Genomic DNA, 20,048 nt, shown 5'->3' with positions numbered 1-20,048 from the left:
TATTATGAAAATTTTAGCTGTTTGTGGGTTTGGAGTAGGTTCTTCAATGATATTAAAGATGTCAATAGAAAAAGTGTTAAAGGAAATGAATATAAGTGCTGAGGTAAATAATACTGACATAAATGATGCAAGAGGAGCAGATTGTGATGTTATATTAACTAGCGCAGAGCTTCATAGAGAATTAGAAGGTACATGTAATGTTCCTGTTTATCCAGTAAAAAAATATATGGACTTAGTAGAAGTAAGAGAAGTATTAGAGAAATTCTTAAGTGAACGTTAGGAGGAGATTTATATGGACTTTTTAATCAATAATGTGCTACGTAATCCACCACTTTTATTAGGATTAATAGCTGCTTTAGGATTAATATTGCAAAAGAAAAAAATTTGCTGATGTTGTTAAAGGATCATTATTAGCTGCATTTGGAATGGTAATACTAGATCAAGGAACATCAATGCTAGTAAGTGCTATATCCCCTATAAATAATGCATTCCAAGCTCTAAGTGGAGCAGGGGCAGTAGCTGAAGGATTAAATGATGCTACATTTACAGCAAGTTATGGTGGTACAGTAGGATTAGCAATGTTTATTGGACTTGTACTACATTTATTAATAGCTAGATTTACTCCAATAAAAACAATATTCTTAACAGGGCATATGTTATGGTGGTTCCCATTTATATTTGTAGCAGCTGGTGTTGAAGGTGGATTAGATGGTTGGATTCTTATAGCTTTTGCTGCAATTGCTTCAGCTTTATATTGGTCAATTATGCCTTGGTTATTAAGAAAGTATGTCAAGGATGTAACTGGTGATGAATCTTTCACACTTGGACATCCAAGTGGAATGTTAGCTTTAATATCTGGATTTATTGCTAGTAAAGTGGGAAATAAGGAAAAATCATGTGAAGACTTAAAGTTACCAGCAGGACTTTCTTTCTTCAGAGAAATTTCAATTACAGGTGGAATAGTAATATTTATTATGTTCATAGTAGTTGGACTTGCTATACCAGAAGGTCTTGGTGATATACAAGAAAACATATTTATTTATGCAATTAAACAAGGATTTACATTTGGTGCTGGATTAATAGTAATGTTACAAGGCGTAAGAATGTTAATTAATCAAATAGTTCCTGCATTTAAAGGAATATCTGAAAAAGTTGTTCCTAATGCATTACCAGCATTTGATTGTCCTATATTATTCAACTATAAACCAAATGCTGTATTAATTGGATTTATTACAGCTATGATAACTTCAACAATAGTAATATTAATTTGTAATTACTTCAATGTATTTAATATTTTAATAATACCATTAGTTATAACTTCTTTCTTTGAATGTGGAGCAGCAGCGGTTATAGGAGAAGGACAAGGTGGTCTTAGAGGAGCTATAATTGGTACAATGGTTGCAGCAATAGTAATGGTTATTTTAGTAGGTATCTCAGCTGTTGTATATTCAGGAACAATCCAAAATTGGATATTAATATTTGGTGGTAATGACTTATCATTATTTGGAATATTAGGAAAGTTAATTTCATCATTTCTTGGAGGTTTTTAATAAGATATGGCTTTTAAGTATATTGATAAAATAAAAGATTTAATAGATGTAATTGAAAAAGAAGAAAAAGAAAATATGGAAAAAGCTACAGAAATAATTGTTAAAGCTATATTAAACAAAAAAGCTATATTTTCTTTTGGAGCTTCTCATGCAGGAATACTAACAGAAGAACTTTATTATAGAGCTGGAGGTCTTGTAGTTATTAACCCTATATTTGCAAGAAATCTTATGTTAGATACTTCTCCAATTACTATGACTAGTGAAATGGAAAGATTAGAGGGTTATGGAACTACTGTAGCTAATAAAACTAATATCTCTGAAGGTGATGTAGTTATAGTACATTCAGTTTCAGGACGTAATCCAGTAAGTATAGAAATGGCAATTGAGTCTAAGAAAAAAGGTGCAACAGTAATTTGTATTACTAATTTGAGTTATTCTAAAGATGTATCGTCTAGACATTCATCAGGTAAAAATTTATATCAAGTAAGTGATATAGTAATAGATAATCATGGTGAAAAAGGCGATGCATGTGTAGAAATAAGTGGGTTAAATCAAAAAGTTAGTCCTACATCAACTGTGGCTGCAGTTACAATAATGAATTCTATAATTGCAGAAGCAACAGAATTATTAGTTAAAAATGGAATGGATAAGCCACCTATATTCTACAGCGCCAATATAGATGGCGGAGATGAATTAAACAAAAAAATATTTGAAGAATATAGAGATGTAATACATTATCAATATTAATTATAAAAGGATCACATTAAGAGTTAAATTTAATGTGATCCTTTTATAATCCATTTTTAGTAAATTTTATTTTAGTAAAATTGCTTTAGTTTTATTAAGTAGATATGGATGTAATGTTCAATCTTTTGGAGAGAAATAGGCAAATTCCTTTGGGACTAAGAAATTTACAAATATAAAATGTTTTCAAAAAATTTTAAAATATACTTGTAAAGGTAATCAAAAGATGCTATATTATAAATATACAAAATATTGTACATTATATAAGGGAGTGATAAATTGGACGTTCAAAGTAAGCTTATGCAAAAACTTGGAATAGCAATTACTTCTTTAGCAGTTGAATTCTTATCTTTAAATGAAGGGGATAGAATAAAAACTGTAGCAGAGCTTGCTGAAAGTTACGAAAGTGCTCGAGGAACAATACAGTCTGCTTTAAAGTTTTTAAAAGAACATAATGCAATAACCTTAGAATCTAGAGGTCACTTAGGAACATTTGTTAAAGATATAGATTACATAAGACTTTTAGAACTGACAGGAATAAAATCCTTAGTAGGGGTTATGCCATTACCTTATTCTAAAAGGTATGAAGGTTTAGCAACAGGGCTTTGCAAATGCTTAAATGATAGCGGAGTTAATACAAACCTTGCTTTTATGAGAGGTTCTAATCATAGACTAAAGGCCTTAGAAGATGGTAGATACGATTTTGCAGTGACTTCAAGACTAACTGCTGATTTTTATTTAGAAAACAACAAACAAATTCAAATAGTTAAAACCTTTGGAGATTTTAGTTATGTTAATGAACACATTATAGTTGTTTCCAAGGAATTTAACGGTGAATTTAAAAAAGGGACAAGGGTAGGAATAGATAACTCATCTATAGACCAATTTATGTTAAGTAAAATATATTTTGAGGATATAGAAGTTGAATATGTTCCATTAAACTATAGTCAATTCATTACAGCTATAAGAGAAAATAAAATAGATGCTGCAATATGGAATTTAGATGATATTGAAGATAGAAAAGATGATATGAAGTTTATTCCTATGAATAGAGAAAGTAAAAATATTAAAGATACAGAAGCAGTGATAATTGCAAACAAGAAGAATTCTATTGTTCCAGCACTATTTTCCAGAATATTAAATGTGGAAGATGTGAAGGAATATCAAAGATTAGTTATGGAAAAGAAGATAATGCCTCAATATTAGAGGTATTGTTAAAATCAAAATACAAAAAAATGTACGTTGGAGGCTTTGAAATGGAATTAACATTAAGATTAGATATATTAAGAGATGCAGGACAATTATCAAAAGAAAATTACAATAAGATAATACAAGTTATAAATTACTTTGAAGAAAAAAGAGGAGTAAAACTTTTAGAAGATAATGCATCAATGTTTATAACTCATTTATGTTCTGCTTTAGGAAGAATTGAAGAAAATAACTTAGTTAATAAATTAGATGATGTTGTAGCACAATCTTTAAAAGAAAATGAAAACTATGATGAAGCACTTAAAGTAGCAAAGGATTTAGAAGCTGTCTTAGGTGAAATTCCAGATTCAGAACTTGATTTTATAGTGATGCATGTTTGTACATTAATATAATTAGGGTAATCGAAAAACTAATGCGTATTAGACAGATTGTGATAAATAAATATAACTAATTTGTATACGATTTAAAAGTAGGTATATAAGATGTATTTATAATGAAGCATTAAGATAAGTAATTTGTATAGGAATAAACAATAGATATTATGTGAGAAAATAAATATAGTTTGCAGATAATATATGAGAAATATTATGGACAAACAAACTAAAAATATTATATAAAATTAAAAATAAATTTGATACTAAATCTGAAAATGATATTTGAGTACCAAAGATAAGAATTAGAGAAACTTATAAAATCATAAATTAAATTATTAAAACGAAAATTATATTAATATTATAAAATTAATTTTTAGGGGAGGAATAAAAAATGAAAAGAATAGTAATAGGTGGACAAATAGATAAGCAAAGAGTAGCAGATATAACAGCAAAAATAGCAGGAGATAGAGCAAGTATAGAAATTAAAAGTGATATAGAAGCAGCAATGGCAATAAAAACAGGAGCAGCAGATTTTTATTTAGGAGCATGTAACACTGGTGGTGGTGGAGCACTTGCAATGGCAATAGCACTACTTGGAATGGGACAATGCGCAACAGTATCAATGCCAGGAAATATTAAGAGTGAAGCAGAAATAAAAGCAGAAGTAGAAGCAGGAAAAAAAGCATATGGATTTACAGCACAACACGCAGAAGAAGTTATACCAGTAATTCTTAAATATCTACTATAAAAAATCAATATAATTTGAAAAATAACCTTTACTTAAATCACTAAGATTTATTAGGGTTTATGTGATTTAAGTAAAGATATTTTAGCAAGTTATAACTATATGCTTTAATTAATAATATATATCTAATAATCTATATATTTAGTAATTTATATATTGTTAATATATGCTATAAAAACTATTGGCATATGAAATGATAAGTATGCTTGTTTTATGAAATAGCAAAACTTAGAGCATATATAAATTTAGTTATTCAATAAATATCATATTATAAAATTTTAGGAGGTATTATTTATGCAATATTTAGTTGTAGCACTTTTAGGTGCATTAGCAGCAATATTATCAAATGCTGGTATAGCTGTTTTCAATGATGGGTTTAGAGCCATAGTTCCAGAATACTTAGAAGGAAGAATGGACAAAAAGGCTTTAGCAGCAACATCTTTTGCAATTAGCTTTGGATTAGTTATAGGTTTTGGTATTCCAGTATCAATAGCTGCATCCATTATCTTAATTCACAGTATATTATTAGGTACTGATATCATTGGATCTTTTTGTCCAAGTGGCAAAAAGGGATTAGCTATATCAGGAGTAGTAGGAGCTCTTTATGGAGTAGGTATAGTTTATGGATTACAATTTGTAGTTGATTTATTTGCAATGTTACCAGTTAACTTCTTAGATGCATTAAAGCAAGTTGGAACTCCGATAACAGTTGCTTTTGCAGTATTCCCAGCACTTGTTGTTTCTTACCAATTTGGAATTAAAAAAGGGTTCCTTACTGGAATAGTTGCTTTAATAGTAAGACAAATAACTGCAATATATGGAACTTTCACTATAAATGGAGCTAGTGTTAAATTAGATCAAGAAGGTATGGCATTACTTGCAGGTATGATAATTATGATTGCTTTTGCAATGCAAGAAAAACCAGATCCAAATGCTCCACAAATTGATTTAGCAGCAATTTTTGAAGAAAGAGTTAAAAAAATTAAAAAGAACTTACCTTTATTAGCACTAATGGGTGGATTAATATCAGCTGCAACTAGTCTTACTTTAGTAGCTGGAGATCCAATAAGCTTAAATCTTTTAGCTGAAGGAAAAACAACTGAAGCTGCAATGACAGCATTTGCAAGAGGTATAGGATTTATACCACTAGTTGCAACTACAGCAATTTCAACAGGGGTATATGCACCAGCGGGTATGACATTTGTATTCGTAGTTGGATTCTTAATAGGAAACCCAATATTAGCATTTGTTGCAGGAGCTGCAGTTATGGCTTTAGAAATTTACTTCCTAGATGGATTAGCTAAATTAATGGACAAGTTCCCAGGAGTTAGAAAGTGTGGAGATAACATAAGAACAGCTATGAGTAAAGTATTAGAAGTAGCTTTATTAATAGGTGGTATGATGGCTGCACAAGCTATGGCACCAGGACTTGGATTATTCGTAGTAGTTGGTTTATATGTATTAAACAAAACTTCAAAGAAGCCAATAGTAGACATGGCAGTTGGTCCAGTTGGAGCAATTGGAGTTGGTGTTTTAATTAATATACTATACTTAGTTGGGTTATATGTAGTACCTAAGTAGGAATTGGAAAAGTTAAAGAGTGAAAAAGTGAAAGAATTTTGGAAATAACTCAGAAAAGCTGAGTTATGGAAGAATGAAAGAATTGGAGAAATAACTCGGACTGGCTGAGTTATGGAATTGGAAAAATGAAAAAGTTAGAGATATAACTTACACAAGCTGAGTTGTGAAGAAATGAATAATGAAAAGTTGAGGAGATAATTCAGTCGAAGCTGAATTATTAGAAATATAAGTTTCTTAAACTCCTTAGGAGTTTACTCATTAATTTTTTCATTATTCACTCTTTCATTCTTCCCATTAAATTTAAGGTGGTATTTATATGAATAAGGAAATAATTTATGCGCATGAGCACATTACTATAGATTTATCTGGTGTAAAAAAAGATGCAGATTGTTTTTTAAATAATAAGAAGCAAACTATTGAAGAATTTAAGGAGTTAAAAGCTAAAGGTGTTTCTACTATTATAGATGTTACAAATAGAGGAATGGGTAGAAGTACTGAATATGTAGCTGAAGTTATTAATGAAACTGGTCTAAATATTCTTCAATCAACTGGATATTATAAAGAACCATTTCTTCCAGAAGAGGTTTATAAAATAAATGAGAAGAAGATGGCAAATATTTTAGTAGATGAAATAATAAATGGTATAGATGAAACATCAGTAAAGGCTTCTGTAATAGGAGAAATAGGAACTAGTTTAAATAAAATAGAAGAAATGGAAAAGAAGGTTTTTGAAGCTTCATGTATGGCACATCTTGAAACTGGAATTCCAATAATAACACATACAACACTTGGAAAATTAGGACTTGAACAAATTGAGATATTTAAAAACTTCAATGTAGATTTATCTAAGGTTACATTAAGTCATATAGATTTAAGTGGAGACTTAGAATATATGTTTAGATTATTAGATACTGGCGTAAATATAGCATTTGATACAATTGGGAAAAATAATTATCAGCCAGATGAAAAAAGAGCTGAATGGTTAAAGGCTCTTTGTGAAAGAGGATATAGCAATCAAATAGTTATGTCTATGGATATTACGAGAAAATCTCACTTTAGAGAAAATGGTGGACTTGGTTATAGTTATTTAATAGATAGCTTCCTACCAAGATTATATGAAAATGAAATTTCTAGCAAGCATATAGAAAATATGTTAGTTAATAATATAAAAAATATTTATAACCTTAAGTAGGAGGAAGATGTATGAGAACATACCCATTACACTCAATAAGTTTAGATGAAGCAAAAAAACTACAATTTAAAATAATAGATACAATAACAAAGCATTTTGATGGAAGAGAAGTTCTATCTCTAGGTGACTTAGGTGTTGTTAAAGGATTGAATAAACCTACTTATACTAAGAAAGTAGAAAATGTTTTTGCAGAAGTTTTTGATGCAGAAGCTGCAATATTAGTAAGAGGTGCAGGAACAGGTGCTATAAGATGGGGATTGATTAGCTTTATGGAAAGTGGGGATACAATATTGGTTCATGATGCTCCAATATATCCAACTTCAAAAGTTACTATTGAAACTATGGGACTTAAGATTATAAAAGCTAATTTTAATAATTTAAATGATGTAAAAGATGTAGTATTAAAAAATCCACATATAAAAGGGGCATTAGTACAAAATACAAGACAAAAAATTGATGATTCTTATGATTTAGAAGAAGTTATAACTGCAATAAAAGAATCAAATTCTAATATAAAAATAATTACTGATGATAATTATGCAGCTTTAAAAGTAAAGAAAATAGGAAATCAATGTGGAGCTGATCTTGGAAGTTTTTCTTGCTTTAAGATATTAGGCCCAGAAGGTGTTGGAGTATTAATAGGAAATAAGGAACTTGTAGATAAAGTTTATTCACTAAATTACTCAGGAGGGAGCCAAGTTCAAGGTCATGAGGCTATGGAAGCATTAAGAGGTCTTGTATATGCTCCAGTTTCATTAGCAATTCAATCAGAGGTTAATGAAGAACTTGTAAATAGACTAAGAAGTGGTGAAGTTGAAGGAGTAAAAGATGCATTCCTTGCAAATGCTCAATCTAAGGTTTTATTAGTTGAATTAGATGAAAATATAGCAGAAGATGTTTTAGAGCTAACTACAAAATATGGAGCTGCATCACATCCAGTAGGATCAGAATCAAAATATGAATTTGTTCCAATGATGTATAGAGTTTCAGGAACATTTAGAGCTGCTGATCCAACCCTAGAAAAAAGAATGATAAGAGTAAATCCAATGAGAAGTGGTGCAGATACAATAATTAGAATTTTAAAAAGTGCAATTGAGGATGTTAAAAAAGAAATTAAGTAAGGGGGAGTAAAGATGTTTCTTGAAAAGACCATAGAAAGAAATAGGGAGTTAGTTCAAGCTGCATTTAAGCTCCATAAAGAAGGAGTAATAATACCAGATACTTATGTTATTGATTTAGATACTTTAATAGAAAATGCAAAAAAGCTTAAAGATGAAGCAGATAAGTATGGTATAAAGCTTTATTTTATGACAAAACAAATAGGTAGAAATCCTCTTATTTGCAAAGAATTTATGAAGCTTGGATATGACGGAGCAGTAGTAGTAGACTTCAAAGAAGCTGAAGTTATGATAGATAATGGAATAAAGATAGGTCATGTTGGACATTTAGTTCAAATTCCTAAAGCTTTAATTGAAAAAGTCGTTAAATCTAGACCGGATTATATTACAGTTTATTCAATTGAAAAAGCAAAGGAAATTAATGAAGTTTGTGAGAGGCTTAATATAAAACAAAATATAATGCTTAGAGTCTTAGGAGAAAATGATAATTTATATTCAGGACAATATGGTGGATTTAAATTAAATGAACTTAAGAGTATTGGATCAGAATTAGTTAAGCTTAAAAATCTGAACTTGGCAGGTGTAACTTCATTTCCATGTTTCTTGTTTGATGAAGAAAGTAATGAAATTAAAAGAACAAATAATATAGATACAATTAAAGAAGCAAAAGAAATATTAGAAAAAGAATTCAATATAAAAATAGAACAATTAAATATGCCATCAGCAACTTGCGTTAATTCTATAAAGAAAATACATGAAGAAGGTGGAACTCACGGGGAACCAGGACATGGACTAACAGGAAGTACTCCATATCATAAATTTAATGATGGAGATGAACTTCCAGCAATGGTTTATGTAAGCGAAGTATCACACAATTTATTAGATAGAGCTTATTGTTATGGTGGAGGTCATTATAGAAGATCTCACATGGAAAATGCTTTAGTTGGAACAGATGTAGATAATTCAAAAATGATTAAAGTTATTCCACCAACAGATGAAAGTATAGATTATCACTTTGAGCTATCAGAAAACTGTAATGTATCGGATACAGTAATCATGGCATTTAGAACTCAAATATTCGTTACAAGAAGCAATGTGGCTTTAGTAAAAGGAATAAATATTGGTAAACCAGAAATAGTCGGAATTTACGATTCACAAGGAAGAAGAATCAATGGATAATTGAAAATATAAAGGCTACGATAACTAGATATGTTCCATAAGCTAAATAGCTGTTCGAAGAAGTACTAGGCTTATTCCACATATTCTATTTATCTTCGCTAACTTATATTTCTCAATTTAAAATTATTAAATGAAGAATTAGCATAATTAATGATATAAAAATCGGGAAGTTAACTTATATAATTAAATTTGTTTTTCAATTTATAAAACTGAATAAATAATTAGAGGAAAAGAAATGGATGATGAGGATGGGATAATACCACAACCTTGTGCTGAAGTTTCTTTTAATTATAAGTGAAGAAAATGAAAAGTTACTAGTGAAAGAGTTTCGTAAAAGGGAATTAATAAATTGTATTCACAATTTAAAAAGGAGGAAAGTAATATGGGAAAATTCGTAGTGATTGTCCTTGATGGTTTTGGCATTGGAGAAATGGATGACGTTAAAGAAACAAGACCACAGGATATAAATTCAAATACATGTCTTCATATATTAGAAAGAAGAGAAGGTGTAACTTTACCTAATCTTGAAAAGTTAGGTCTTATAAATATATTAGGAACAGAAATAAATGGAATGAAGGGAAATCCTCATGCGACTTTTGGAAAAGGAAAGCTAACTCATTTTGGTGCAGATACCTTCTTTGGTCATCAAGAAATAATGGGAACAAAGCCAAAGATGCCATTTAGAGAACCTATAAAAAATAAAATAGAAGCTATATATAATGCAATTAAAGAAGCAGGATATAAAGTTTATTATAAAGAAGGTAAGAAAGAAAAATATTTAGTAGTTGAAGATGCGCTTACTGTTGCAGATAATATAGAATGTGATTTAGGGCAAGCATTTAACATTACATCAGCTTTAGATTTAATACCATTTAGTAAGGTATTAGAAATTGGGCGTATAGTTAGATCTATTGCAACAGTTCCTAGAGTTATAACTTTTGGAGGTAAAGGAATTACTTTAGAGGATATATTAAATGCAGAAGAAGAAAAAGATGGCGGATATATAGGAATAAATGCACCAAAATCAGGAGTTTATGATAATGGATATGAGTGCATACACCTTGGATATGGAGTTAATCCAAATACTCAAGTATCAACAATATTATCAGAAGAAAATGTTCCTGTTTACTTATTAGGAAAAGTAGCAGATGTAGTTATAAACGAAAAAGGTACAAGCATACCTATGGTGGATACAGAAAAGGTATTGAAAAGGACAATAGAAATATCTAAAGAAGTAAAAGAAGGATTTATATGTTGTAATGTACAAGAAACAGATTTATCAGGACATGCTGAAAATGTTGATAGATATGCAGAAAAGCTTCAAATTGCAGATAAGCTTATAGGTGAGCTTATTAAAACAATAAAAGAAGATGATATATTGCTAGTAATGGCAGATCACGGAAATGATCCAACAATAGGGCATAGCAAGCATACAAGAGAGATGGTTCCACTTATGATTTATGGTGAAAATATCAAAGAGGGATTTGTAGGAATAAGAGAAACTCTTTCAGATGTGGGAGCAACAGTTGCAGATTATTTTAAAGTAAAGGCGCCTGAAAATGGAGAAAGCTTCTTAAGTAAACTATTATAAAATATAAATAAGAAATAAAAATTAAACAACTTAATATAATAGGGAAATTAAAATAATGAAATTTAATGTTAAAGAAAGTTTAATATTTTTGGTTTGTTTTAATTTCTCTTTTTTATTTAGTGTAAATATAGAGTCAAGTGTAAATATAGAGTCATTAGTAGAATTATAAATTAACTATAATTAAATATTGTTACTATAATTAAATTTTGATAATGAAAGAGTTTCTACTATTTATTATAAGGAGGTTAATTCAATGATAGAAAATAAAACAAAGTTACATAAGACTAAAATTCTAGCAGAACAAAATTTATATAGGTCTGTTATTTCTATAAATAAGAATCTAGAGGAAGAGTCAGAAAATAAAGAAAAGGATTATTTAACTTTTGGAGTTAAGAATACTGTGGATATTCCTATAAGTTTGGTGGATAAACTGAGAAAAAATTCTAAATATTTATTTGCGACTATAGATAAGATGTCTCATCTTGGCAGAAGTATAGATACAGATTTAATTAATCCACTAACATATAGATGTATGACAGGATCAAGTAGTGGAACAGCTGTTAATATACTTAAAGGTATTAATGACTTTGGAATAGGAACAGATGGAGGAGGGTCAGTATTAGCTCCAGCACTTAGTACTAACTTATATTCATTTATAGGATCTGGGGTAGGATTAGTCACAGGAAAGGAAGGTTTATCAACAGATAGTATATCTTTTACAGGAGGAATTGGAGTAATATCAAAAAGTTTCTTCATATTAAAAGGCGTAGCTGAAGACATATTAGAAAAGAAAATAAAATATAGTGAAGATAAAATAAGAGTATTGATACCTAAGAATAATTCAATTATATTACCTGATGGAATAGATATGAGGTTAGAAATAGACAAAGTAATTCAGTGTATAAATGAAAATAAGCGTGTATATGAAAATAATGATGTAAAAAATAATAATCAAGATAATGATATTAAGTATAGTACATTTAAGGTAAATGGATATGAGGACAAGCTACTTGATGAGAAAATAAAAAGCAATAAAGAGAATAAGATATTTGATGGGAAAATAACAAGTGATGAGTACAAGCTTTATGAGGATAAAATAAGTAGAGACGAAATTAAGTCAAAATTTGAATTTATAGAATACTCTTTTGATAATATATATGAAAGAAATATTGCTATAAAGGAAATAAAGAATATATTTGATAATGATATCGCAGATATTATTTTAACTTATGAAGGTCCAATAGATGTATATGGTTATGATGAAACTATCCAAAGAAGTTTTAAAGGAAAAGCTGAAAAAGAAATTACATCAAATGGAGGAAAGGGAATAGTTAAAGCAATAAATATGTGTAAATGTACTGGAATTACAATTCCAGGAGAAAAGCTTGCTAGTGGATTTGTAATTTGTGCAAAAGAAGGCATTCAGGGATTAGCTAATGCTTTTACTCTTGGAAAAGTTATAGAGGAAAGTATAGAAAAAAATGAAATGTTTAACAGATATTTTATTGATAGAGAGAAGTTTGTTGATCCAATAGGTTAAGCTAATAGAATGATTGAAAAAGTTAGCCCCAAGGGTATTACTCCTGGGGCTTATAATGTTTGGAAAAAGTAATAAGACATAGAGTTAAGAAATAGTTAAGATAAAATTAAGATTAGCTTAAGAAAAAAGAGAAAAAATGTTGTCTAGTAAAGCTAAATAAAGCTAGTTCGGCAGTTTCATGTAATATATTAGTACAATATAGTTAACTAATATAATATAATACTAAAATAGTATGGTAATACATACTATATGATTTTAAGAAAAAACAAAAGAAAATATTAAATTAAAATAAAGGAGAAAATATGGTATTTAGTTCATCAGTATTTATTTTTATGTTTTTACCACTATCATTAGTTTCATATTATATTTCTGGTAAAAAAATTAAAAATTATATTTTACTTCTTGCAAGTTTATTCTTTTATGCATGGGGAGGAATGAACTACTTAAAGGTATTAATTATTTCTATTTTAATTAATTATATTTTTGGTTTATTGGTAGATAAGACAATTGATAAGAAACATTTAAGAAGGTTTTTTTTAATATTGGGGATAATTTTAAATTTAGCTTTGCTATTTTATTATAAGTATTACGATTTTTTTCTAGAAAATATTAATACTATATTCAATATGAATTTAGAGTTAAAAAAAATAGTATTACCTATAGGAATATCATTTTTTACCTTTCAAGGTATGTCTTATATAATAGATATTTATAGAAATGATGGTAAGGTAAATAAGAATATTTTTTCAGTTGCTTTATATATATCACTTTTTCCTCAATTAGTTGCAGGACCTATAATAAAATATAAGGCGGTAGATGAGCAGATAAGAAACAGAAAAGAATCTATTGATTATTTTAGCTATGGAATAAATAGGTTTGTAATAGGACTTGGAAAGAAGATTATTATTTCAGATATGCTTGGAGCTATATCTGATAATATTTTTCTTTTAGCTAATTCATCAGGAATTGATATGATAACAGCTTGGATAGGAGCAATTTGTTATACACTTCAAATATACTTTGATTTTTCAGGATATTCAGATATGGCAATTGGACTTGGTCACCTATTTGGATTTAAGTTTCCAGAAAACTTTAATTATCCATATATATCAAGGTCAATTACAGAATTTTGGAGAAGATGGCATATATCTTTATCAACGTGGTTTAAGGAATATCTTTATATACCACTAGGTGGAAACAGAAGAGGAAATGTTTATTTTAATTTAGTTGTTGTATTCTTGGTAACAGGCTTATGGCATGGAGCTTCATGGAATTTTGTAATTTGGGGCTTATGGCATGGTTTATTTATGATAATAGAAAGACTTATAAGAGATAAAGCTTGGTATAAAAAAATCCCTTTAATTATAAAAATATTTATTACAATATTTATTGTAATAATAGGTTGGGTTTTATTTAAAGCAACTACTTTAAAAGAAGGGCTACGATATCTATCAATAATGTTTGGATTAGTTAACTTTAGTAATATAACATTTGAGTTTACTTATTTTATAAGTAGAAAATTTATATTATTAATAATTATTGGAATAATAGCATCAACACCAATACCTAAAAATATCTTCAATAGATATAAGGGAATAAAGGCATTTGAATTAATCAAAACAATTTTAATAATTTTATTATTTATTGTATCAATAATATTTATGGTTAATTCAACATACAGTCCTTTTATTTACTTTCAGTTTTAAGTAAATAGAAAAAAGTGAGGTGATGAATATGAGTTTTTTCAAAAAAGATATGAAGTTAAAAAATTTAAATAGCAAAGATGTACAATTTATAAAGATAAATAATTTAATAAAAATAGGAGCATTCTTTTTAGTAATTTTGATACCAATATTATTTATGAACTTTAAAAGAAATCAGGTTTCTAAAATAGATAATAGAATGCTTTTAAATTTTGAAGATATATTCTCAAATAAAGATATATTTAATAATATAGAAAGTTATATAGATGATAGAATTGGGTTTAGAACAGAAATGGTAGATATCTATGCTAAGGTTATGGATAAGGCTTTTAATGAGATAACCCATCCTAAATATGAATATGGAAAAGATGGCTTTATAATGTCTAAGGCAGAAGAAAATGAATTTAATCCAGAGTTTATGGAGACATATTCAGATTTTATAAAGGAATTTCAAGATTATTGCAATGCTAGAGACATAAAGTTTTTATATTCAGTTGAGCCAAGAAAAGAGCTTATATATCCAGAATATATAACTGAAGGATATAATTATGAAAATAGAGATATAGAATACTTCTTGGAGCTTTTAGAGGAAAAGAATATTAATTATCTAAATAATATAGAAACATTAAGTGAAGCTAGGGAAAAAGGAAGTGCTTTAGATATATTAAAGCAAGGATATTGTAACTCTGGAGATACAGAAACAGTAGAGTTTCTAGAAAATGAACTTTTGATAATAGATGAATTTAATGAATTAGATAAATCAAATGTATATTTAGAAAATGAATATAATAAAAATTCAAAAAAAGAAATTGTAGATAGCAGAGGGTTACTTTATGACAAGGAATATGATGCAAGGCACTGGAATGAAACTGGAGCAATAATTGGAATATCTGCAATTTTAGATAGATTAAATCTATTAGACAATAGAGTTGAAACCTTTGATATAAGTAAATATGAGGCAAAGGATTATATAAATGATACTCTTGTTGCATCAAATTTTGAAATAAATGAAATCACAACCAAGTACAATTTAATAGAGGATAATTCTATTTATATAGAAGATCTAGAGGATGAAATAAAAAGACACGAAAGCTTTAGTAATTTTACACATTATAAAAATGAGGCAAATCCAAATGCGCCTAGAATATTAATATTTGCAGGTAGCTATTTTGATGATAAGGAAAAGTTTCTAACAGAAAGCTTTTCAGAACTTATGAAAATTCATAACTATAGAAATGTTTTAGATTATGAATACTATATAAATATATTTAATCCAGATATAGTACTATTTGAATCAACAGAATATACACATTTTGATTTTTACTTCCCTGATGATGAGATGGAAGATAAGATTCATATAAAAAACTTAAAAAATTACAATAACTTAAAAGAGGATAATTTTGTAGTTACTGAGTTAAATAACCTAAGTAACCACATTAATTGTAATAATATAACAAACTTTTCTATTAAAATAGATAGTGAAGATGTATTATTTGCCTATGCGTATATAAATAATAGAATACTAGATTGTAAAATAAATGAAATAGATAATCAAAAATATGTTGAGTTTTCTATTATGGCTTCTGAAATAAAAGATTTAAATGAATTTGATTTATATTTTATTTCGAAAGATGAAGAAAGATATCAGAAAATAAGCTGTAGGTTGAATTAATAAAAGATTGGGTTCCAGAGGCATAACTTTTGGAGCCCAATCTTTTTTATATTAAGTAACCCTATTCTTCTATTGAAAATATGAATTTATGAAGTTCTTTGGTTGTGCCTTCTATATCTATATTAGTATGATACATATCAGTAAAACCTGCACTTATAATATTTTCATCTGAAGGAAATCTTCCTTGTTCTATATTGTTTAATCCCATACCTAAAGCTTTAGTTGAAATTGATATAATTTCAGAGTTTGAAAGATTAGTTGTTACAAGTGGTAAGATATCATTTATAAGACCTGGAGCTTCAGTTAAGTTGATATCTTTAAACTTAACAAATAAAGCATTTAATACATCTCTTTGACGTTCTGTTCTTTTAAAGTCTCTTCCTTCTGTATATCTGATTCTGCAATAAGCAGAAGCTTGTGTACCATTCAAAAGCTGAATACCAGAATTGTAAATATGTTCTGTAGTTGTTCCATTATTTTTATCTATATTATCTATGTAGCTATTAATATATTGAAGCTCGTCAGGCGTTATTTCAATTTCAACTCCACCAAGAGCATCTATTATTTTAGGAAGTCTAGCTAAGTCAACTTGAACAAATTTATCTATTTTTAAATTAAAATTGTAGTTTATAGCTTTAAGTATAGAACTTGGACCTCCATCTAATATTGTATAGTTTAAATTCATTTTTCCACCTTGAGGTAAATCTAGGTAGATATCACGCATTAAAGAGCAAAGTTTTATATTATTATTTTTAGTATCTATAGATAAAATCATAGTAGCATCAGCTGAACTAACGTCATAGTATTCAGAAAAATCACTACCAAACAATGCTATAGTTATGATATCATCAGCTTCTTTAGGGGGTTCCTTTCCTGTATTAGTTACATCACTTCTATCAATATCAACCCTTTCGACTTTGTTAGAAAGATAATATGAATAAGATGCTATTGAACTAATGATTATTAGAATAAAAGCTAGTAGAGAAAGTAGTATAATTTTCTTTTTTGACATTTTTTTCATATATAGTCCTCCAAATCTAAGATATAGGTATATTATAGCAAAATAAAGATAATATTGGAAATAGGTGTATGAATAATACATATGCAAATAACTCTATTTGATATAAAATATAGAAAATGATAAAATTAATGCCAGGTATTAAAAATATATTAATATAAAGCTTATACTTAGGGGGAAGAAGAATGAAGAGATTAATATCTACAATAATAGTTTTACTATTTTTTATACCATCAATTCAGCCTTTAGCAGATAGTAAAACTGAGACTGAAAATATATATAATTATATGATGCAAAATAGTACAAGCCTTGGAGTGGACAATATTAATGGGGAATTAGATACTTCTAATACAGCATTAATGTCTAATGGTGCAACCAAAACAATAAATAATATAGTTGTGCTGATAAGATTTAAAGGTGAAAATGAATTTATGAATGTAGAAAAATCAGAGCAGTTAAATGACTCATATAATATGTTCAATGATTTTAATAATGATAGGTTAGCGGATGAAGGATCAATATCATTAAATTCATACATAAATGATTTAACTTATGGAGAAATAAAGGTAGATAGTTATTTTTATCCTAAGGGAAATAATACATTTTTATCAATCGAAGCGCCACAAACAAGAGAGTATTATGAAAAGTATGTTGCAGGAAGTAAGGAAGAAGAAGTCTTTATAAAATGGGCTTTTGACTCAATAAAAAACAATATAAACTTATCAGCAAATGAATTGGATAAAAATGGTGATGGAGAAATTGATGTAGTAACTTTTTTATGCACTGGAGCTTCAGTAACAAATAATATGCTGTGGCCACATGAAACTAAATTTATAGGAGACTCATCATTAAATGGTAAGAGGTTAGGAAACTATAACTTGATAAATATAGGTACTGATGAAAATAATATGTTTAATAAAAATTTACTTAGAGTAGCAATACATGAATTTTTACATGTATTCAATTATCCAGACTTATACAGGTATTATTATAGAGGAAATCCTGTTGGAGAATGGGATGTTATGGCTAATACAGATGGATATGGGCAATTACCTTTAGTATATACTAGAAACTTTTACAGTAACTTAAATATAAATATTGGAGAAATTAAGAGTGATGGTATATACACTGTTAAATATTCACAAAGTTCTAACAAAAATGATATAGTTGCTTTTAAGATTAAATCACCTTTATCAGAAAAAGAGTATTTTATGGTAGAGTTTAGAAAGAAGTCAGGAAACTGGGACAGCACTTTACCGGGATCAGGACTTATAGTTTATAGAATAAATGAAAATGTTAATCCATATTTGGGAAATAGAAATGGATATCCAGATCATATTTATGTATTTAGGAATGATGATGTTAATAGTACATATGCTTCAGGAAACACTAAAACTGCATTTTTATCACAAGAAATAGGAAGGACAAGCATTGGAAGTAGCGATTTAAAAAGTGGTTTTATTTCCAATAGTTTATACTTTGATAATGGACAAAATAGTGGTATTGTAATTTCTGAAGTAGGAAGTGCAAATGGGAATGAAATAAGTTTTAAAGTTACGTTTCCTAAAGAAAATAATGAAGTAAAATTTACTAGTATTATAGGAAGTGACAGGTATGATACAGCAGCGAAGCTTAGTAGTTCAAACTTTATTTCATCAGATACGGTTGTAATAGTTAATGGATTAGAATTAGCGGATGGACTAGCTGTTACTCCATTAGCTACATACTTAAAAGCACCTATATTATTAGTAGAAAATAATAATATTCCAAGTGAAGTTATAAATGAAATAAAAAGACTTGGAGCAAAGAAAGTTATTATTGCTGGTGGGGAGGGTGTTGTTTCTAAAAATGTACAACTACAACTAAATAAGTTTGGAATAAGTAACATAATTAGGTTAGCAGGAAAAAATAGATATGAAACATCACTACAAATAGCAAAATATATAGATTCCAATTGCTATGATATTGAAAATATAGTATTAGCAAATGGATACGCAGAAGCAGATGCAATGTCAATAGCGGCTGTATCAGGTAGAGATAGAATGCCTATTATATTATCAGAAACAAATATTTTAAATTCTAACACCTATAATTGGTTAAAAAGTAAGGGTTTAAAAAATGCATATATAATTGGAGGAAATGGTGTCATATCAGACAAACTATTGAATGAAATTAATTCAATTACATTATTAGATATTAGAGAAAATAGACTTGGTGGGAAGGATAGATATAAGACTAATGCTATAGTAATTGATAGATTCTATGGAAATGAAATATCAAAGGTTTATGCTTCAAAGGGGTTAGAGCTGGTTGATGCTTTATCTGCTGGACCAATAGTAGCAAATAATAATGGTGCTATAGTTTTATGCGATAGCAACTTGGATATAGATCAAAATATAGTGCTTAAAAAAAGACAAAGTAATGAAATTATACAAATAGGTGGAGGAGTTTCGTTTAATTCAATATATTCCTTAAAATATGTATTAAAATAGAATAAAATGGAAATGCTTATAATGCCTTAATAAAATAGGGTTCATAAGCATTTTTATTTGTTTTTCAAAAAGACGATATATAGCTATTATAAAGATTAAAATAATCCTATCAAATTCGACAATATAATTTTGAATTTATGGAATGAAAAGTCAAAAATAAATAAAGTTTAATGAAATACTAATATTTCAGAAGAATTTTAATTATACTTTTAAAATAATAAAAAACAAACAAAGAAAATTTGAAATTATACTAAGTGCCCATATATTTACAAGTCTTTGTTTTGAGAAATATATATGATATAATGATTTGTGCAAAATATGACTAGGTTTGTAGTATTAG

General features: G+C 28.1%; 16 protein-coding genes. 15 read left to right on the top strand and 1 reads right to left on the bottom strand.

The annotated features are described in order from the left end of the window. Positions 1–4: 4 nt before the first annotated feature. From CSBG_RS13990 to CSBG_RS13925, 14 genes are all read left to right on the top strand, one after another. Positions 5–280 carry a PTS sugar transporter subunit IIB gene (locus tag CSBG_RS13990; protein ID WP_008680557.1) on the top strand — a complete coding sequence of 92 codons (276 nt, stop codon included), beginning with the start codon at positions 5–7 and terminating at the stop codon, positions 278–280. Between the two features lie 145 nt (positions 281–425). Then, positions 426–1,550, top strand: a complete 1,125-nt coding sequence (locus CSBG_RS13985) for a PTS ascorbate transporter subunit IIC (protein WP_242825281.1) — start codon at positions 426–428, stop codon at positions 1,548–1,550. Between the two features lie 6 nt (positions 1,551–1,556). Next, on the top strand, positions 1,557–2,297 hold the full coding sequence (locus tag CSBG_RS13980; protein ID WP_008680554.1) for an SIS domain-containing protein: 741 nt from the start codon (positions 1,557–1,559) through the stop codon (positions 2,295–2,297). Between the two features lie 276 nt (positions 2,298–2,573). Next, positions 2,574–3,500 (top strand): GntR family transcriptional regulator YhfZ, encoded by a 927-nt coding sequence (gene yhfZ / locus CSBG_RS13975; protein ID WP_008680552.1) that lies wholly within the window; start codon positions 2,574–2,576, stop codon positions 3,498–3,500. Between the two features lie 50 nt (positions 3,501–3,550). Next, positions 3,551–3,895, top strand: a complete 345-nt coding sequence (locus tag CSBG_RS13970; protein WP_008680549.1) for a PRD domain-containing protein — start codon at positions 3,551–3,553, stop codon at positions 3,893–3,895. Between the two features lie 373 nt (positions 3,896–4,268). After that, positions 4,269–4,625 (top strand): DUF2620 domain-containing protein, encoded by a 357-nt coding sequence (locus CSBG_RS13965; protein WP_008680548.1) that lies wholly within the window; start codon positions 4,269–4,271, stop codon positions 4,623–4,625. A gap of 291 nt (positions 4,626–4,916) precedes the next feature. Beyond that, the gene (locus CSBG_RS13960) at positions 4,917–6,203 is read left to right on the top strand and encodes a YhfT family protein (protein ID WP_008680546.1); all 1,287 of its coding nucleotides are present in this window, start codon (positions 4,917–4,919) and stop codon (positions 6,201–6,203) included. A gap of 316 nt (positions 6,204–6,519) precedes the next feature. Continuing rightward, positions 6,520–7,395 (top strand): TatD family hydrolase, encoded by an 876-nt coding sequence (locus tag CSBG_RS13955; RefSeq protein ID WP_008680543.1) that lies wholly within the window; start codon positions 6,520–6,522, stop codon positions 7,393–7,395. 11 nt (positions 7,396–7,406) lie between these two features. Further along, on the top strand, positions 7,407–8,516 hold the full coding sequence (locus CSBG_RS13950) for an aminotransferase class V-fold PLP-dependent enzyme (RefSeq protein WP_008680542.1): 1,110 nt from the start codon (positions 7,407–7,409) through the stop codon (positions 8,514–8,516). Positions 8,517–8,528: 12 nt separating this feature from the next. Further along, positions 8,529–9,692 carry a YhfX family PLP-dependent enzyme gene (locus CSBG_RS13945; protein WP_008680540.1) on the top strand — a complete coding sequence of 388 codons (1,164 nt, stop codon included), beginning with the start codon at positions 8,529–8,531 and terminating at the stop codon, positions 9,690–9,692. Between the two features lie 382 nt (positions 9,693–10,074). Further along, entirely contained in the window at positions 10,075–11,283 is a 1,209-nt protein-coding gene (locus CSBG_RS13940; RefSeq protein ID WP_008680538.1) for a phosphopentomutase, read from the top strand. Positions 11,284–11,536: 253 nt separating this feature from the next. Then, the gene (locus CSBG_RS13935) at positions 11,537–12,823 is read left to right on the top strand and encodes an amidase family protein (protein WP_008680534.1); all 1,287 of its coding nucleotides are present in this window, start codon (positions 11,537–11,539) and stop codon (positions 12,821–12,823) included. Positions 12,824–13,125: 302 nt separating this feature from the next. Continuing rightward, a complete protein-coding gene (locus tag CSBG_RS13930; protein ID WP_008680532.1) occupies positions 13,126–14,529 on the top strand; it encodes an MBOAT family O-acyltransferase in 1,404 nt (467 codons plus the stop codon). Positions 14,530–14,557: 28 nt separating this feature from the next. Beyond that, positions 14,558–16,198 (top strand): hypothetical protein, encoded by a 1,641-nt coding sequence (locus CSBG_RS13925; RefSeq protein ID WP_008680530.1) that lies wholly within the window; start codon positions 14,558–14,560, stop codon positions 16,196–16,198. Between the two features lie 61 nt (positions 16,199–16,259). On the opposite strand, the gene CSBG_RS13920 is transcribed toward CSBG_RS13925, so the two are convergent. Continuing rightward, positions 16,260–17,219 carry an LCP family protein gene (locus CSBG_RS13920; RefSeq protein ID WP_008680528.1) on the bottom strand — a complete coding sequence of 320 codons (960 nt, stop codon included), beginning with the start codon at positions 17,217–17,219 and terminating at the stop codon, positions 16,260–16,262. Positions 17,220–17,401: 182 nt separating this feature from the next. Here CSBG_RS13920 and CSBG_RS13915 point away from each other — a divergent pair, with 182 nt between their 5' ends. After that, entirely contained in the window at positions 17,402–19,708 is a 2,307-nt protein-coding gene (locus CSBG_RS13915; RefSeq protein WP_008680526.1) for a cell wall-binding repeat-containing protein, read from the top strand. Positions 19,709–20,048: the final 340 nt, after the last annotated feature.

Source organism: Clostridium sp. 7_2_43FAA (genome assembly GCF_000158375.2).
Classification (GTDB): Bacteria; Bacillota; Clostridia; order Clostridiales; family Clostridiaceae; genus Clostridium; species Clostridium tertium.
The sequence above is the reverse complement of the archived record's forward strand: the minus strand, read 5'-3'. Positions and strand labels throughout refer to the sequence as shown.

Bases quoted from the DNA above. Each gene is read 5' to 3' on its own strand.
- CSBG_RS13970 (WP_008680549.1), top strand. From the start codon at position 3,551: ATGGAATTAACATTAAGATTAGATATATTAAGAGATGCAGGACAATTA.
- CSBG_RS13980 (WP_008680554.1), top strand. From the start codon at position 1,557: ATGGCTTTTAAGTATATTGATAAAATAAAAGATTTAATAGATGTAATT.
- CSBG_RS13990 (WP_008680557.1), top strand. From the start codon at position 5: ATGAAAATTTTAGCTGTTTGTGGGTTTGGAGTAGGTTCTTCAATGATA.
- CSBG_RS13960 (WP_008680546.1), top strand. From the start codon at position 4,917: ATGCAATATTTAGTTGTAGCACTTTTAGGTGCATTAGCAGCAATATTA.
- CSBG_RS13925 (WP_008680530.1), top strand. From the start codon at position 14,558: ATGAGTTTTTTCAAAAAAGATATGAAGTTAAAAAATTTAAATAGCAAA.
- CSBG_RS13950 (WP_008680542.1), top strand. From the start codon at position 7,407: ATGAGAACATACCCATTACACTCAATAAGTTTAGATGAAGCAAAAAAA.
- CSBG_RS13955 (WP_008680543.1), top strand. From the start codon at position 6,520: ATGAATAAGGAAATAATTTATGCGCATGAGCACATTACTATAGATTTA.
- CSBG_RS13920 (WP_008680528.1), bottom strand. From the start codon at position 17,219: ATGAAAAAAATGTCAAAAAAGAAAATTATACTACTTTCTCTACTAGCT.
- CSBG_RS13940 (WP_008680538.1), top strand. From the start codon at position 10,075: ATGGGAAAATTCGTAGTGATTGTCCTTGATGGTTTTGGCATTGGAGAA.
- CSBG_RS13965 (WP_008680548.1), top strand. From the start codon at position 4,269: ATGAAAAGAATAGTAATAGGTGGACAAATAGATAAGCAAAGAGTAGCA.
- CSBG_RS13930 (WP_008680532.1), top strand. From the start codon at position 13,126: ATGGTATTTAGTTCATCAGTATTTATTTTTATGTTTTTACCACTATCA.
- CSBG_RS13945 (WP_008680540.1), top strand. From the start codon at position 8,529: ATGTTTCTTGAAAAGACCATAGAAAGAAATAGGGAGTTAGTTCAAGCT.
- CSBG_RS13915 (WP_008680526.1), top strand. From the start codon at position 17,402: ATGAAGAGATTAATATCTACAATAATAGTTTTACTATTTTTTATACCA.
- CSBG_RS13935 (WP_008680534.1), top strand. From the start codon at position 11,537: ATGATAGAAAATAAAACAAAGTTACATAAGACTAAAATTCTAGCAGAA.
- CSBG_RS13985 (WP_242825281.1), top strand. From the start codon at position 426: ATGGTAATACTAGATCAAGGAACATCAATGCTAGTAAGTGCTATATCC.